The organism is Pedobacter sp. P26, assembly GCF_050632135.1.
In the GTDB taxonomy this organism is placed as follows: Bacteria; Bacteroidota; Bacteroidia; order Sphingobacteriales; family Sphingobacteriaceae; genus Pedobacter.
Window position 1 is genome coordinate 1,544,507 of the sequence record NZ_CP192574.1, and the last position, 16,413, is coordinate 1,560,919.

Genomic DNA, 16,413 nt, shown 5'->3' on the forward strand with positions numbered 1-16,413 from the left:
ATTTGATTATAAATCTATTAGCTATGAAAACAATGTCGGTTGGGGAATTTAAAGCTCACTTTTCTGAAGTACTTGAAGATGTTAAGGCAGGTATTGGTATTGCCGTAACTTATGGTAGAAAGAAAGAAGTTATTGGTTATTTTCTTCCGGAATCTGGCAAAAATAAAGGTAAAAGAAAATTAGGCCCTTTAGAAGGAAAAGCTCAGGTGATTTTCAATGACGATTTTGCCATGACAGATGAAGAACTTTTAGGGTTATGATTTATTTGTTAGATACTCATGTGTTTTTATGGGCAATAATTGATACAAAAAGACTTTCAAACGAAGCAATATCTATTATTGAAAATAATGAAAATACAATTCTTGTAAGCGCCATCAGCCTTTGGGAAATATCTTTAAAATATGCACTTGGTAAACTTAATCTTATAGGGTTAGAGCCTAATGAATTGTCGAGCCAAGCAAAAGATTTGGGCTTTGACTTAATGCCGGTTTCACCAGAGTTGGCAGCAAGTCATTATAAATTAAATGCCATCTGGCATAAAGATCCATTTGACAGGATGTTAATATGGCAGGCCATTCAGAATGATATTACTTTAATCAGCAAAGATGAAAATATTAATAAATACCAATCAGCAGGTTTAAAGATTATCTGGTAATTTTCTACTTTGTTTTTGTTCTGTTAATTTTTTAAAAAAGATTAATTAACGCCAAACACTATGCGCTAAGCGTCAAACTTTTTCCTTCAAAAATCTCAAATCTCCCCTCTCAAATCTCATATCTAATTGGTACCTTTGCGGATGCAAGAAAAAATCATTATCGTCGATTTTGGTTCGCAATTTACACAACTCATCGCTCGTAGGGTTCGCGAACTAAATATTTACTGTGAAATATATCCATACAACAATCTTCCTGAGATTACAGATGACGTAAAAGGTGTTATCTTTTCGGGTAGCCCATACTCTGTTCGCCAGGAAGATGCGCCTCAAATTGATTTATCAAAATACCACTTAAAATATCCTTTACTGGCGGTTTGTTATGGTGCACAATATATTGCACAACATTCCGGTGGTGCAGTTCAGCCATCTTCAACACGCGAATATGGCCGTGCTAACCTGAATTTTGTAAACCAGGAGAATAAATTATTTAAAGGCATCAACATCGATTCGCAAGTTTGGATGAGCCATGGCGATACCATTACCGATATTCCTGAAAATTTTGAACTGATTGCCAGTACAGACAGTGTTAAAGTTGCGGCTTACCACATTAAAGATTCTGATACTTATGCCATTCAGTTTCACCCTGAGGTAACGCATAGTATTGATGGGAAAATCCTTTTGGAAAATTTCTTAGTTGATATTTGCGGTTGCAGTCAGGATTGGACTTCAGCTGCATTTGTTGAAACAACCATTGCCGATATTAAAGCTACTGTAGGTAACGATAAAGTTGTTCTGGCACTTTCTGGTGGTGTTGACAGCAGTGTTGCTGCGGTACTTTTGCATAAAGCTATCGGCACAAACCTACACTGTATATTTGTTGATAATGGCTTATTACGTAAAAATGAATATGAAAGTGTTTTAGAGCAGTATAAAGATTTTGGCCTGAACATTAAAGGCGTTGATGCTAAAGATAAATTCTTAAGCCAGTTGGCCGGGGTAGAAGATCCTGAGCAAAAACGTAAAATCATTGGTCGTGTTTTTATCGAAGTTTTCGATGAAGAATCTCACCTTATTCAGGATGTTAAATGGCTGGCCCAAGGTACCATTTATCCTGACATCATCGAATCGGTTTCGGTTAAAGGTCCGTCGGCTACCATTAAATCGCACCACAACGTGGGTGGTTTGCCAGACTTTATGAAACTTAAAGTAGTAGAACCACTTAAAACTTTGTTTAAAGATGAAGTGAGAAGAGTAGGTACTGCCTTAGGCTTAGAATCGTTTATTTTAGGCCGTCACCCTTTCCCTGGACCAGGTTTAGGTATTCGCATTATTGGTGAGGTTACTGCAGAAAAAGTAGCTATCTTACAGGATGCTGATAAAATTTATATCGACAATTTAAAAGAAGCAGGTTTATATGATCAGGTATGGCAGGCAGGAGCCATCTTTTTGCCGGTTAGGTCTGTTGGTGTAATGGGTGATGAGCGTACCTATGAAAATGTAATTGCATTAAGAGCGGTTGAATCATTGGATGGAATGACTGCAGATTGGTGTCATTTGCCTTATCCGGTGTTGGCTAAAATCTCTAACGAAATCATCAATAAAGTTAAAGGGATTAACAGAGTGGTATATGATATCAGCTCTAAACCGCCAGCAACTATTGAGTGGGAATAATTCAGTTATAAGTTTTCAGTTTGGAGTTTTCAGTCCAAACTGCATAAAATAAGTGTGATGCTAGCAAGGTGGAATAAACTTTGCTAGCATATTTTGTTAAAAAACGATAGGTATGAATGTTAAGAAGGTTTACGGATTGCTGGTTTTGTTTACGATAGTTTTGAGTGCTTGTTCGCCTAAACTCAGGACACCTAAGCCCGAAACGAATAAACCGGTTGAAAAGAGAAACCTGCAGATAAAAAGCCTGTCAAAAAGTTTTCGCAGGCAAATGTTTCCCTGCTTGTTCCATTTAAATTGGATGAGCTGAATTTAAAAGCAGCTACAAAAGCCGATATCGAGAAGTATGCGATGCCTATTGATTTTTATCAGGGGTTTAAATTGGGACTGGATTCTGCTGCCGCGCAAGGTTTAAATTTTAAACTTAATGTTTTTGATACGGAGGATGACAATGCACATATATCACTCTTGTACAAGAATGATCGTTTCAAACAAAGCAATTTAATCATTGGCCCCGTTTTTCCTGACGGATTAAAGTTTATCTCCAGTTATTCCAAAGAAAATAATGCAATCATTGTATCTCCATTGGCCGCCTCCGAACCTGCTGAGTTTAACAATCCAAATCTGGTATCGATTGTAAATAATATTGGCTTACATGGAAAAAAGATAGCCACATACATTGCTAAAAATTACAATCCAGCTAATACGATAGTGGTATTGATTAACCCTAAAAAAACAGAAGACGAGCAATTTGCAGCACCAATAAGGAACTATTTTCAAACCAATACCAAATTTATTGTACAGGAGTATGCTTCGGCTTATGCCTTTGAAACAAGGATGATCAAAGGCAAACAATATGCGGTAGTGCTTACCTCCGCCGACCGGCCTTTTGTGCTCCCGACTATCGAAAAACTTTATAAATTAAAACATCTTCCGTCAGGTGGATATAACCTCTCGCTTTTTGGTCACCCGAACTGGGTTAAACAGAATTATCCTACCGATAAATTGCAAGATCTGAATACCATCATTAGTTCATCCTACAAAATAGACTATAAAAGTAGTGGCGTGATTACTTTTATCAAAAAATACCGCTATAAATATGGCTTTGAGCCTGGAGAATATGCTTTTAAAGGATTCGATGTTGGCTATTATTTTGGCAAACTACTGGTAACTTACGGCGAAGATTATAAAGATTATATTGTAAAGGATAAGTACAAAGGGTTGCATAATAATTTTTCATTTATCCATGATGAAAAATTAGGCTATATTAACACCAGTTTAATGCTGTTGAAGTTTAAAAACTTCGCTTTAAGCCCAGTTGAGTAATCTAAAATTTTTCTTCCATTTTAATATTGCATGAGAGCAGATCATCAGTTAAGAGCCTTTGAACAGATTTTAAATAGTTATGATGGAAGTTTGCCTTTACATCGCTTTCTGCCCGCTTATTTTAAACAGCATAAGCAAATGGGGTCGTCAGACAGGAGGTGGGCTACCCGCCATATTTACAGCTTTTTAGATTAGGAAAAGCTTTACCAACGCTTCACAATGAAGTCCGTTTGAGTATTGCAGATTTTCTGTGCCACGATACTTTAAGCTTGCTGGTGGAGAAGAATTTACCAGATTTAAAGGAAAATATCACTTTGCCGCTCGGGGAAAAATTAGCGCTGATTAAAGTTAAATATCCTGACTTTAATATAGAAGAAGTTTATCCTTTCCATACAACGCTTTCTAACGACATTGATAAAGAAGCATTTTTTACTTCGTTCTTTAAACAACCCGATCTGTTTATCCGCGTGAAAACCGAAGATTCTGCAGCAATTGTCTCTAAATTGGAAGGTGAAAGTATTGTAGTGAAAATGATTACTGATACTGCCCTGGCTTTACCCAATGGAACCAAGCTTGAAACCATTTTAAATGAGGGAAGTTATCAGGTTCAGGATTTATCTTCACAGCATACAGGTGAATATTTCAAACCAAATAAATGGGATAAATGGTGGGATTGCTGTGCCGCATCGGGTGGGAAAACCCTGCTTTTACATAGTTTGGAGCCAGTTATCGAACTTTTGGTTTCTGATTTGCGCGAAAGTGTATTGTTAAACCTGGATGAGCGTTTCCGTTTAGCGGGAATCAGGAAATACCATAAAAAGGAAATCGATCTGTTGCAGAACAACGATCAGGTTTTGCACCATTATCAATTTGATGGCATTATCCTGGATGCACCTTGTACTGGTTCAGGAACCTGGGGAAGAACGCCTGAAATGCTTACTTTTTTCGAAGAACGTAAAATCAATCAGTTTGCAGGTATTCAAAAAGCATTGTGCAAAACGTGGTGAAATACTTCAAAACCAGGTAAGCCATTAATTTACATTACCTGTTCTGCTTTTGCGCAAGAAAATGAAGCGGTTGTGCAGCATATACTTGATACACTTCCGTTAGAACTGGAAAAAATGGAACTGATAAAAGGTTATGAAAATAATGCGGATACGATGTTTGTAGCCAGGTTGATTAAGAAGAGTCAGGATTAACAGGATTAATGGATTTTAAGATCAGTGAATATCTTCCCAGACCGTCATTCCCGCGCGGGCGGGAATCCTAATGCTTTAAGATTTCCAATCAAGTTGGAAATGACGAATCTATTTAAAAAATAGAAATCGATTCAATGCGTACTAAGTATGTTCAAACCAGGATCTGAAATTCCTTTTGACGTATTTCACCGCCTCGACTAACACGGCGATGGCTCCAATAATTAAGGTATATTCTTCAAAGCTGTTCATGATGTAAGCTTTATGTTTAGATGAATATACGAAATTATTGTTACTAATTGATTGGAAGGGTTGTTATTTTGACAAGTACTTTCCTACGTTCGTCGTCTTGCTTAACTTGTTTCAGCATCTTTTTTGCTTATTGGACCCTGAAATAAATTCAGGGTGACGAATCTTTGAAATGATCCCTAAAGCCCTGTATTGTTCCTGAACAATTTAATCGCAATGGCCAATAAAATTACGCCAAAAGCCTTACGTAAGATGTTTAAGCCTGATTTTCCGAAAAGTTTTTCCAGCCTGTTGGTGTTCTTTAGTACGAAATAAACAAACAACATGTTGAGTATTATGCCGACCAGGATATTCTGGGTATGGTATTCTGTTTTTAACGAAAGTAGGGTGGTCATGGTTCCAGCTCCGGCAATTAACGGGAAAGCCAATGGAACAATGGATACCGTTTCGGGTGCTTCTTCCTTAAAAATGGTTAATCCCAATACCATCTCCATTGCGATAAAAAAGATTACGAATGAGCCTGCAATTGCGAAAGATTCTACATCTAATCCGATTACCTTTAACAGCGATTCGCCAACAAATAGAAAGAGGATCATTAAACCTGCTGCCACTAGTGATGCTTTTTCCGATTCGATATGACCTGCTTTTCTACGTAATTCGATTACAACCGGAATGGCGCCTAAAATATCGATAATCGCAAAGAGTACCATCGTTGTTGATAGGATCTGGCTTAAGTTGAACGTCATAAAATCGAATTTCATAGCGGGACAATTTTAAGCAAAGGTAGCGGAATTTGTATCAATTCCTCAATTGTGTGATTATTTATTAGAAATAGAACTGTGTTCTTAAAGTGAGCACATTGTCCTTCCTGTCAGCCGTATAATCTTTAATCTGCGTTGATTCGTTTTTAATAATATCGTAATAAATTACCGCCTTAAAGTGTGGATTAAAGTGATGTAAAAAGCCAAAACCAAAAGTATCAAAGCGAACATCTGCAGCAGAAAGTCCTCTGTCGCCTGAAACATCAAGTCCTTTCACCTTTGCATTCGGATCGTACCAATCATACTTTAAAATAAGCTGGTTATCGGTACTGTTTAATGTCTGCACAAAGGTAAGGTAGGCTCCGTTAAAATTTCTGGTATAATAAGGCAAGGCCAGCGATTTATTATCAACAGGATAGGAGCCTGGTGTGGTTGAGGTAGTTGAAGTGCCTGTTTGTAGCCCTGATACCACTTCGGCCCTTAATTCTGATTTCCAGCTTTTGGTTTTTGTAGCCAACTGAATATCGGCACCATAATATCTCCTTGGAGCTACCTTATTAATTGTTGAAGCGGATGAATCCTTAACCATTCTCCATTGATCGCTACTCCTGTCCATTTTATAGCTGAGTGGTAAACGATGGTTTAAACCGCCTTGTAGTGTGCTGATACCGCCCGCGATAGTAAATTTATTAAATGAATAAGTTTTATGGCTTAACCTGAAGATGAAATCCTTGCTGTTATCAAACTCACCCGGGCCGGCCAAACCCTGCCCATTGTAAATGCCGAAATCGAATACAAAGTTTTTAAGTGTAGCATCTTTCCAACGTGGATTTAGGGTAAAAGTAACCCCCAGATCGCGTTCTGTTTTCATTAAAATCTGTGACATCCGTCCACGCTCTGGTGCTTCTCTGACAGAAGAAGACAATTGCAGTTCGTTCCCAAACGGACGGCCCGAAAGACCAAGGGTTACTGCCAGTATCTTCCATTTGTTTTCGTAATAACGTCCCCAGAAATCGCGGATAGCCACACCTTGTTCCGTACCATCAAACTGAAGTACAAAATAGGTAGAAGGACTGCCATCTTCTGTTAACATCATGTAATCGGCCCTTAAACGACCTCTCCTCAATCTAAACCGATTATTGGTGAATTCGCCAAAATTCCCTCCCTGGTATTCTGCCTGTGTGCCGTTTGATTGCGCAACCTGAAATTGTGGCTGTAAATATCCACTAAACGATAATGAGCCATATTTCTTTGATATAATAAGCAAATGGTTTACCGTTGTAGAATCCATTACATCGTTAATTGTTCTTTGTGCATACCCTAATGTGGAAATAAAGAGTAAAACAACAGTTAAAGAGAAATAAACGCTTTTAATTTTAGCAGAATTGCGGTACATCTTATCAATTTTCTGCAAAGGTAGTTTTATTAACAATTATTTAACATAAAAAAAGCCCCGACTTTAAATCGGGGCTTTAATTTTTTTGAAAAATATGGCTTATTTAGCGTCTTTCAAATGTGAATTCTTTTTGCTGTATCCGAAATAAATGATAAAGCCTAAAGCTAACCAGCCAAATAATCTTAACCAGTTTGTCCAGCCTAAGCCAAGAATCATTAATCCACAGGCAACTACACCAAGAATTGGAATTAATGGTACCCAAGGTGTTCTGAACTGACGCGGAAGATCAGGATCAGTTTTTCTTAAGATAATTACCGCTATACAAACCAGCATAAAGGCAAATAAGGTACCAATACTGGTCATATCGCCTACCACATCACCAGGAATGAATGCTGCAAAAAGACCTACAATTACTAAAATTACCAGGTTGGCTTTGTAAGGTGTTTTGAATTTTGGGTGTAAATCGCTGAACATTTTTGGCAATAAACCATCTTTACTCATTGAATAAAATACACGACTCTGACCCAATAACATCACCAGGATTACAGAAGAAAAACCTGCCAGGATAGCTACTGTAACCAATTTGGCTAACCAGCTATAGCCTGTCATATATTCACTTATCGCAGCCACAACTGATGCCTCACCACCCTTAGTTCTGAAGAACTCAACTGGAGCAATACCGGTTAAAACGTGTGCAAATAAGATGTATAAAACTGTACATACTGCTAATGAACCTAAGATACCGATTGGCATTGCGGTTTTAGGGTTTTTAGTCTCTTGCGCTGCAGTACTTACGGCATCAAAGCCGATAAACGCAAAAAACACTGTTCCTGCAGCACCAATAACTCCCCAGAAACCACCAAAACTATGGCTGATACCTGCATGATCTACATAGGTAGTCGCTTTTGGAATATATGGATGGTGGTTCGCTTCGTGTATAAAGCCCCAACCTAATACAATGATCAGGATTACAATACCTACTTTTGTGATTACGATCACTCCGTTTACAAAAGCAGATTCTGATGTTCCTTTAATTAAAAGTAAACTCAATAAGGCTACAATAAATAATGCCGGAAGATTGATTATACCATTTACGGTTCCATCAGGGTGCGACTGGAAAGGAGAGTGGCACCACTCATACGGTATGGGCGAAGTATGCAACACTTCTACCAGTAATTTATTTAAGTATTCGCTCCAGGCAATACCTACTGTGGCAGCTCCAACGGCGTATTCCAACACCAAATCCCAGCCAATTACCCAGGCCATAAGCTCGCCCATGGTGGCATAAGTGTAAGTGTAGGCACTACCTGAAATCGGAATAGATGATGATAATTCTGCGTAGCATAAACCGGCTAATGCACAACCAATTGCAGCTATAATAAAGCCAATGGTAACAGATGGCCCGGCATTTTGTGCTGCTGCTGCTGCTGTTCTAACAAACAGACCAGCACCAATAATTGCGCCCACACCTAATGCCACTAATGCACCGGCGCTAAGTGTACGCTTTAAGCCTTTGGCTGAATCTCCCGCTTCTTCTAGCAGCAAATGCATTGGCTTCTTAGTAAATAAACCCATATTTTAGTTTTTGTTTAGATTATTTCAGCTCCAAACCTAAATAAAAATTACGAAAATGTGAAAGGGATTTAAGTTAAAAATCCCTTTTATACTTTTTCTATCTAGGTTTTTACAACTAATGCGCTAAAGTATCGGTTGTATTGATTAAAGTATCGGTTTTTGTGTTGCCCAAACCATCGGTTTTTTGCTCAATTCTGATTTCTTTGCGAACTTCTGTACGGTGTTCGCCTGCAATTGCCTTGACTGCGATGTAAGGAGCAATAACTAGTGAAACGATAGACATTAATTTGATCAAAATGTTCATCGAAGGGCCAGAAGTATCTTTAAAAGGGTCACCTACAGTATCTCCGGTTACAGAAGCTTTATGTGGTTCTGATTTTTTATAGTGCATTTCACCATTAATCATTACACCCTGTTCGAAAGATTTTTTAGCATTATCCCACGCACCTCCGGCATTACTCTGGAAAATTCCCATCAATACACCAGTTACGGTAACACCGGCCAATAAACCGCCTAAAACTTCTGGTCCAAAGGTAAAGCCCACAATTACGGGAGTTATTAAAGCAATAGCGCCAGGCATCATCATTTCACGGATAGAGGCTTTGGTGGAAATGGCCACACACTTTTCGTATTCAGGTTTAGCTTTGTATTCCATAATACCTGGGATTTCCCTAAACTGGCGACGCACTTCCTGCACCATATCCATCGCAGCTTTACCCACTGCCTGAATACATAAAGCAGAGAAAATAAAGGGGATCATTCCGCCAACAAATAAACCCGCCAGAACAGGTGCTTTATAAATATCAATAGCAGTAATGCCTGCAATACCAACAAAGGCAGCAAATAAAGCCAAAGAGGTTAAAGCAGCTGATGCGATGGCAAAACCTTTTCCGGTTGCTGCGGTGGTGTTACCCACTGCATCTAAATTATCGGTACGTTCACGTACTTCCGGAGGTAACTGGCTCATTTCGGCAATGCCACCGGCATTATCCGCAATCGGCCCAAAAGCATCTATTGCCAATTGCATAGCTGTAGTGGCCATCATGCCCGCTGCAGCAATAGCCACACCATATAAACCTGCAAAATGGTAAGAAGCCATAATTCCTCCGGCAAGTACCAGAATAGGGATTACAGTAGATTTCATGCCTACTGATAAACCAGCAATAATATTGGTGGCATGCCCGGTTGAAGATTGTTGAATAATCGAATTTACAGGGCCCTTGCCCATTGCAGTGAAATATTCGGTTACGATACTCATAATGGTACCCACTACCAAACCCACTATAATGGCATAAAATACATTGATGTTTGAGAATTCATATCCACGAAGCCTAAGCGTTTCCGGTAACATCCATTTTACGATAAAGAATGAAGCCACCGCTGTAATCACAATTGACGACCAGTTACCCAGGTTCAACGCATTTTGAACATTCGATTTTTCATCTTTAATGGTGACGAACCAGGTTCCGATGATTGAAAATATAATGCCTAATCCACAGATTACCATGGGTAAAAGGATAGGTGACATTCCTCCAAAATTATCTTTCACGTCAATCTCCTGTCCTAAAACCATTGTAGCCAAAATAGTGGCTACGTAAGAGCCAAATAAATCGGCACCCATACCGGCAACATCACCCACGTTATCGCCCACGTTATCGGCAATGGTAGCCGGGTTGCGCACATCATCTTCAGGAATGCCAGCTTCAACTTTTCCAACTAAATCGGCACCAACATCAGCGGCTTTGGTATAGATACCACCACCAACACGGGCAAATAAGGCAATAGATTCTGCTCCTAGTGAAAACCCGGTTAATACCTCAATGGCGGTTTTCATCTCTACACTATTTACCGATACTACGTTAAAATGCTTTAAGAATATAATAAATAAGCCACCTAAACCTAAAACGGCTAGTCCGGCAACACCCAAGCCCATCACCGTACCTCCGGTAAAGGAGACTTTTAAGGCTTGTTTTAAACTCGTTCTGGCGGCCTGCGTGGTTCTTACATTGGCTTTAGTGGCTGATTTCATGCCGATATAACCTGCGGTTGCAGAAAATACAGCTCCAATAATGAAAGAAATGGAGATAATCCAGCTCGAATGCATCGGGATACCATTTATTTCCGTAATTGTTCCCGAATAGGCCAGGAGTGCAGCCGTAAACACAGCAAAAATGCTCAATACCCTCCATTCAGCTTTTAAAAAGGCCATAGCACCATCGGCTATGTAGCCCGCAAGTTCCTGCATGTTTTGATCACCTGCATCTTGCTTGTTTACCCAGGCGCTTTTAATCATCATAACTATAATCCCAACAAGGCCCAGTGCCGGGATACAGTAAATTAAATTGTTTTGTAAAAAATCCATAGTTAATAAGTGGTTTTATATTTGGTTAGTTGTTATTGCTTAACTGTTTAAATCGGTCGATGGTTTAAGTTGTTTTATCGACTTCAAGCGCCCGCTCCAAACTCCGAACTTAGCTAATCCGTTAATTTACTGCGGACTTCGGACTTATAAGTAGCAAGTTAATAAAATATTCTTCTTGTGATTAAAAATTTCATTACCGTGTTAAATAAAATTTTGTTCAATTAAAATAATACAGGCGAAGCGCTCCTATTTTCTTTTTTTAAATAAATTAGCCACAAACTAAACCAAACTGAAAAATGAAAATTGAAAAAGAAGATGAACCTTCCAAAAGAAAGTTAAGCCTTTTCGATGCCACAATGTTGGTAATGGGCTCAATGATCGGAAGCGGTATCTTTATTGTTAGTGCCGATATCATGAGGAATTTAGGTTCTGGTTATTGGTTAATAGTAGTATGGATAATAACTGGAGTAATGACAGTTGCAGCCGCAATTTCTTATGGAGAACTTTCTTCTATGTTTCCTAAAGCTGGTGGGCAATATACCTATCTGAAAGAGATTTTTGGTAAGATGATGGGGTTTCTTTATGGTTGGGGCTTGTTTACCGTAATTCAAACGGGTACTATTGCGGCCGTTGCTGTTGCTTTTGGTAAATTTACAGCCTATCTGATACCCGCTTTAAACGATGCTGCTCCAATTTTTCAAAGCGGCGGTTATAAAATTACCTGGATCCAGATTTTGGCTATCGGCGTGATTCTGCTTTTAACTTATATCAATACAAAAGGTGTAGAGGGCGGCAAAATTTTGCAGAATATTTTTACAGGGTCTAAAATTGTTGCTTTAATCGGCTTAATTATTTTGGGCTTTCTTTTGGTGAAAAACAGTTTTTGGACAGGTAATATGAGTTTTGGCTGGGGCGCTTTCAATAATCTTAAAACAGACCCGAGCGGCAATTTTCTGAAATCGGGATGGGAATCTATCTCCGGAATGACAATAATGGGAGGGATTGCAGCTGCAATGGTAGGTTCTGTATTTTCGAGCGTTGCCTGGGAAAACGTAACTTTCGTTTCAGGAGAAATTGAAAACCCTAAAAAAATGTAGTGCGTTCTATGGTTTTGGGCACCTCGGCCGTAATGATTCTTTATTTATTGGTTAATTTTATCTATCTCAATACCTTGAACCGGGATAGTATTGCTTTTGCCCTCAATGATCGGGTTGCTGTTGCAGCCTCAGAGCAAATTTTTGGTAGTGGGGCTGGCACCATCATAATTGCTTTGCTGGTAATGATTTCTACTTTTGGTTGTGTTAATGGAATCGTATTGGCAGGGGCAAGGGTATTTCAAACCATGGCAAAAGATGGAATGTTTTTTAAAGCAGCGCTTAAAAACAATAAAAACGGGGTTCCGGAAAAATCACTTTGGATGCAGGGCATCTGGGCTTCTGTTTTATGTTTAAGCGGGCAGTATGGTAACCTTTTAGATATGATCTCTTTTGTTATTGTGCTCTTTTATATGATTACTGTTTTTGGTGTGATTTATTTAAGAATAAAAAAACCTGATATAGAAAGGCCTTACAAAACCTGGTTATATCCGGTTACGCCAATTATTTACCTATTAATAGGGGCAGCGTTTTGCATTTTGTTACTCATTTATAAACAACAATATACCTGGCCTGGACTTGTGATTGTCTTGCTCGGGGTTCCTGTTTACTTTTTGATCAATAAAAAAGAGGAAGAGGTTTAGCCGTCTCATAAATATTGAATTGTCAATCCTGAGGGCTAATTTATTTTATAAAAATCAATATTAATGGACAGAAGAATTTTTAATGAGCTGTAGACTGTGAGGAATCGTCATTGCGAGAAGGCTTTTCAGCCGACTAAGCAATCTTACAATGATCGCTACTAGCGCTCGCATTAAGATTGCTTCGTTCCTCGCAATGACGGTTTTACTATTGGCGTCTGTCAATGGTATCTTGTCGAAGGACGTTTTTTAAATGTCTTACAAGGCGGTTCGATACTTCGTCAAGCACAGTACAGGCTAAGCTCAACGTGACAATTCGATTGAATACAATTTATGATACAGCCTCTTTACACTAAAGTATAATGGCTTTCAACCGGCTTTTAGGTTTCAAATCTCATATCAACCTCACCAATCTCATTTTTAAATTTTGAAAATCAGGGTTCTGTTTCAATCGGTTCCGAAAGTCCCGTTATACGCTTTACTCACCCGATAGAAAAAATCGGGTTCGTGTTCGCTGCTACCGGGTTTATTAACTTAAATCTGTGCATTAAACTCAATTTCTAAACCAGACACAGCGGATACCGGCCATGCGCCTAAGGCCTGAAGGCGTATGAGCATGTGGCGGGACTGACACAAAAAAGAGCCACAGGCTTTGCTTTTCTAAAAAAGAGAACTCAATTTTTAAACTCTGAAAGCAGTAGGGTGTTTTCCCTAAACCCTATGCTTAATCATTCATACCTTTTCTCAAAAATTTAAACTTTCTGCCTAAATTTTGTATCAGTTTTTATACTTATTTCCTACATTGTTGTATGCTTATAACTTCGTTGTAAATAGTTTTTCCACATTTATATAAAACCTAAAATATTAGTTCTAGCGTATTTTTAGGCTATTTTTTTTATAATTTTTGTTCTTTGATTAAAGGTTTATGGATTGTTAATGAATGGTATAGTGCATTATTGGCCTGATATTTGGTTTAGGGAAAGCGGTAGCTGCAGCAACCTTAACCAAATTTTTAACCTTTAAATTTTAAAACTATGGCTTTCAAAGCTAGATTAAACTTTTCAGGCAAGGAGTACGATGTGCTTCACTGTGCCTATGCGTTAAACCGAGATGTAGATGCTAAAGGAAGACCTTCTTCCGGAGTTTACGGCGGTACCATCGATATTGAGATCGAATCAACCGAAGACACTTCAATTATCGAAGCGATGGTAAATAACCAGTACAAACCTATTACAGGAACCCTTCTGATCAAGAAAACAGAGGAAGATGCCAAAATGAAAGAAGTTAACTTCGAGGATGGCTACATTGTTAAATATTCCGAAGGAATAAACATTGTGGGCGATCACCCGATGACGCTCAAGTTCCAGATTTCAGCGAGAAAGCTTAAATTAGGTAACGCAGAGCACCTTAATGATTGGCCAAAAGCTTAGTTAGGTTTAAGGCGTAAGGTTTAAGGCAAATATATTCCATGCTCTTCGCTCCGCGCCAACCGCTGACCGCAATTAATTTATCTTTCATTTTAAAACTTTACTACAATGGCATTCAAAACCCGTTTAAACTTAGGATCAAAAGAATTTGATGTACTACAGTGCAGCTTTTCATTAAATAGAGATGTTGACGCAAAAGGCCGTCCATCCTCAGGTGTTTATGGTGGTACCATCCACATCGAAATCGAATCAACTGAAGATACTTCAGTGATCGAATCAATGGTTAACAACCAGTATAAGCCGCTTTCCGGAACATTGGTTTTCAAAAAGGGCGAAGAAGATTCCAAAATGAAAGAACTGTCTTTCGAAGATGGTTATATCATCCAGTATAACGAGGGTATTGCGGTAAACGACAATACACCTATGACTTTAAGTTTCGTAGTATCTGCCCGTAAGCTAAAACTGGGTAACGCGGAACATGAAAACGATTGGCCAAAAGCTTAATAGATACTGGTGGTATAAGGTAAATTAACCAGCCCCCTTAAAAGGCGAAGGTAAGCCATAGCTTGCTTTCGCTTTTTATAGTATTACAAATTCGGAAAAAGATAAGCTGAGGCAAACTGTTTGTTTTAAGGTCATTATCATCTCTGTGATGACTACGGCGTTTAGACTTATAGTAAAGTGTTAGAAGCAGTCTGAGATGAATAGGGAACTTTAAGATAATCACCTTTCTCGTAATTTTAAAACTAATGTAAATGCTACGCTCAATTTCTAAGGTTAAAGTACTTTCAGTCGCTTTTTTTGCGGTTATGCTTTGTTTTTTAAGCTGTAATGAAAATCGTGTTCAGCAGGATCAAAAAGACGATAAGTCACTAAAAACTGTTCATCAGGAAAAGGATAGTAAACATTTATTCCTTACTTACATAGATTCGGTTTCAAAAATACCTTTGTCAAAACTCAGCGAGACCGGGCTGATCTCGTTAAATAAAGCATTTTCCGGTAAATTACCATTAGCCATACATAAGAGTGCGGAAGACAATGCGGATAAAAATATCATTGCACAGGTTTATAAAAATAAAGATACAATCAATAAGATAAAAGCAGGGGTTATATTCCTAGTGCCAAAATCCATTACGGATTCTTTGTACATCGGAGATTTTACGCGCTATTTCGGGAGCCTCAAAAAGGAAAAACCTACGATTGGTGTAACCGAGCAACCACTTCCGGTGCAGATTAATGTTTCTACCAGCACTTCAATTAAATTAACCTTCAACAATAATGAAAAACTAGATCAGGCACGGGTAATAATGGTAGAGGTTTTAAAATACAATTAATTTAACAAAATGAATACGCTCGTAAAGATTAAAGAATTTGATGCCCACGGTGGGCCTTCGAACGTTAAAATGGGAGGAGATGGGCACGCGCAGACTTCTACAACAGCTGGAAGGTTTGTTATAAAAAGTATTGAGAAACACGTGAGTTATGGAAAATATGCTGAATGGTCGGGAATAGCATGGGGTACAGAAGTTAAAATAAGTGGAAACATTGTAATGGTAAAACATCTGGGTACCTGGAAAAAATTAACCGATGTAAATGCACAATGGGGAAAATATAAAAACGATCAGAATGGCGTTACAAATGCGGTGCTAAAATATCAGCGCGATCTTTATCCTAATACTCCTATACCAACAAAATGGTTGTTTAATGATTTTGGACATGTTTCTGTTAAATATTTCAAAGACACTAACAATGATCGTAAAATGAATGGGAAGGAATATATCATGGGAGATTTTATACATACCACGCCACCCGATGAAGCTGCAACATCAATGGGAAAAATCTTTCAGCTGGCAGAATCACATGGATGTATCCATGTAAAGCCTAATGATATTGATACAATGATTGGGAATGGCTATTTAAAAAAAGGAAATACCATAGAAGTGCATCCCTATAATAAGAAAGTTATAGATGCCTCATACAAACGAAATACAGCAGGTGTATCATTTGAAGTACATTTCTATCCGGGGCTTTATAAAATTGCAGTGTATAGATCAATGTAGCCT

General features: G+C 38.4%; 13 protein-coding genes and 1 pseudogene. 10 read left to right on the forward strand and 4 right to left on the reverse strand.

Features of this window, described 5'->3' with window-relative positions:
* Positions 1 to 23: 23 nt before the first annotated feature.
* The 5 genes from ACQ86H_RS07240 to ACQ86H_RS07260 all read left to right on the forward strand — a co-directional run bounded on the left by ACQ86H_RS07240 (position 24) and on the right by ACQ86H_RS07260 (position 4,656).
* Positions 24 to 260, forward strand: coding sequence for a type II toxin-antitoxin system Phd/YefM family antitoxin (locus ACQ86H_RS07240; RefSeq protein ID WP_025145669.1), 237 nt, complete (start codon positions 24 to 26; stop codon positions 258 to 260).
* Complete coding sequence (locus ACQ86H_RS07245; RefSeq protein ID WP_138818053.1) at positions 257 to 655, forward strand: type II toxin-antitoxin system VapC family toxin; 399 nt, start codon at positions 257 to 259, stop codon at positions 653 to 655. The genes ACQ86H_RS07240 and ACQ86H_RS07245 overlap by 4 nt, the downstream gene beginning before the upstream one ends.
* Before the next feature lie 141 nt (positions 656 to 796).
* The gene (guaA, locus tag ACQ86H_RS07250) at positions 797 to 2,326 is read left to right on the forward strand and encodes a glutamine-hydrolyzing GMP synthase (protein WP_138818052.1); all 1,530 of its coding nucleotides are present in this window, start codon (positions 797 to 799) and stop codon (positions 2,324 to 2,326) included.
* Between the two features lie 294 nt (positions 2,327 to 2,620).
* Entirely contained in the window at positions 2,621 to 3,649 is a 1,029-nt protein-coding gene (locus tag ACQ86H_RS07255; RefSeq protein ID WP_431294302.1) for an ABC transporter substrate-binding protein, read from the forward strand.
* A gap of 158 nt (positions 3,650 to 3,807) precedes the next feature.
* Positions 3,808 to 4,656 carry an RsmB/NOP family class I SAM-dependent RNA methyltransferase gene (locus ACQ86H_RS07260; protein ID WP_431294303.1) on the forward strand — a complete coding sequence of 283 codons (849 nt, stop codon included), beginning with the start codon at positions 3,808 to 3,810 and terminating at the stop codon, positions 4,654 to 4,656.
* Positions 4,657 to 5,273: 617 nt separating this feature from the next.
* On the opposite strand, the gene ACQ86H_RS07265 is transcribed toward ACQ86H_RS07260, so the two are convergent.
* From ACQ86H_RS07265 to ACQ86H_RS07280, 4 genes are all read right to left on the reverse strand, one after another.
* Entirely contained in the window at positions 5,274 to 5,840 is a 567-nt protein-coding gene (locus ACQ86H_RS07265) for a MarC family protein (protein ID WP_086549389.1), read from the reverse strand.
* A 79-nt stretch (positions 5,841 to 5,919) separates the two neighbouring features.
* Positions 5,920 to 7,269, reverse strand: a complete 1,350-nt coding sequence (locus ACQ86H_RS07270; RefSeq protein ID WP_246862625.1) for a porin — start codon at positions 7,267 to 7,269, stop codon at positions 5,920 to 5,922.
* An 81-nt stretch (positions 7,270 to 7,350) separates the two neighbouring features.
* The gene (locus tag ACQ86H_RS07275) at positions 7,351 to 8,826 is read right to left on the reverse strand and encodes an amino acid permease (protein WP_138818049.1); all 1,476 of its coding nucleotides are present in this window, start codon (positions 8,824 to 8,826) and stop codon (positions 7,351 to 7,353) included.
* Between the two features lie 115 nt (positions 8,827 to 8,941).
* Complete coding sequence (locus ACQ86H_RS07280) at positions 8,942 to 11,188, reverse strand: sodium-translocating pyrophosphatase (RefSeq protein WP_431294304.1); 2,247 nt, start codon at positions 11,186 to 11,188, stop codon at positions 8,942 to 8,944.
* A gap of 374 nt (positions 11,189 to 11,562) precedes the next feature.
* Here ACQ86H_RS07280 and ACQ86H_RS07285 point away from each other — a divergent pair.
* From ACQ86H_RS07285 to ACQ86H_RS07305, 5 genes and pseudogenes are all read left to right on the forward strand, one after another.
* Positions 11,563 to 12,812 (forward strand): annotated as a pseudogene (locus ACQ86H_RS07285) (APC family permease); the annotation flags it as partial.
* A gap of 1,145 nt (positions 12,813 to 13,957) precedes the next feature.
* The gene (gene tssD, locus ACQ86H_RS07290; protein ID WP_025141859.1) at positions 13,958 to 14,353 is read left to right on the forward strand and encodes a type VI secretion system tube protein TssD; all 396 of its coding nucleotides are present in this window, start codon (positions 13,958 to 13,960) and stop codon (positions 14,351 to 14,353) included.
* A gap of 105 nt (positions 14,354 to 14,458) precedes the next feature.
* On the forward strand, positions 14,459 to 14,854 hold the full coding sequence (tssD, locus tag ACQ86H_RS07295; protein WP_025145659.1) for a type VI secretion system tube protein TssD: 396 nt from the start codon (positions 14,459 to 14,461) through the stop codon (positions 14,852 to 14,854).
* 251 nt (positions 14,855 to 15,105) lie between these two features.
* Positions 15,106 to 15,684, forward strand: coding sequence for a hypothetical protein (locus ACQ86H_RS07300; RefSeq protein WP_138818046.1), 579 nt, complete (start codon positions 15,106 to 15,108; stop codon positions 15,682 to 15,684).
* A gap of 9 nt (positions 15,685 to 15,693) precedes the next feature.
* Complete coding sequence (locus ACQ86H_RS07305) at positions 15,694 to 16,410, forward strand: hypothetical protein (RefSeq protein WP_431294305.1); 717 nt, start codon at positions 15,694 to 15,696, stop codon at positions 16,408 to 16,410.
* Positions 16,411 to 16,413: the final 3 nt, after the last annotated feature.

Coding starts and splice junctions, on each gene's coding strand:
- ACQ86H_RS07240 (WP_025145669.1), top strand. CDS start 24: ATGAAAACAATGTCGGTTGGGGAATTTAAAGCTCACTTTTCTGAAGTA.
- ACQ86H_RS07245 (WP_138818053.1), top strand. CDS start 257: ATGATTTATTTGTTAGATACTCATGTGTTTTTATGGGCAATAATTGAT.
- guaA (WP_138818052.1), top strand. CDS start 797: ATGCAAGAAAAAATCATTATCGTCGATTTTGGTTCGCAATTTACACAA.
- ACQ86H_RS07265 (WP_086549389.1), bottom strand. CDS start 5,840: ATGACGTTCAACTTAAGCCAGATCCTATCAACAACGATGGTACTCTTT.
- ACQ86H_RS07275 (WP_138818049.1), bottom strand. CDS start 8,826: ATGGGTTTATTTACTAAGAAGCCAATGCATTTGCTGCTAGAAGAAGCG.
- ACQ86H_RS07280 (WP_431294304.1), bottom strand. CDS start 11,188: ATGGATTTTTTACAAAACAATTTAATTTACTGTATCCCGGCACTGGGC.
- tssD (WP_025141859.1), top strand. CDS start 13,958: ATGGCTTTCAAAGCTAGATTAAACTTTTCAGGCAAGGAGTACGATGTG.
- tssD (WP_025145659.1), top strand. CDS start 14,459: ATGGCATTCAAAACCCGTTTAAACTTAGGATCAAAAGAATTTGATGTA.
- ACQ86H_RS07300 (WP_138818046.1), top strand. CDS start 15,106: ATGCTACGCTCAATTTCTAAGGTTAAAGTACTTTCAGTCGCTTTTTTT.
- ACQ86H_RS07305 (WP_431294305.1), top strand. CDS start 15,694: ATGAATACGCTCGTAAAGATTAAAGAATTTGATGCCCACGGTGGGCCT.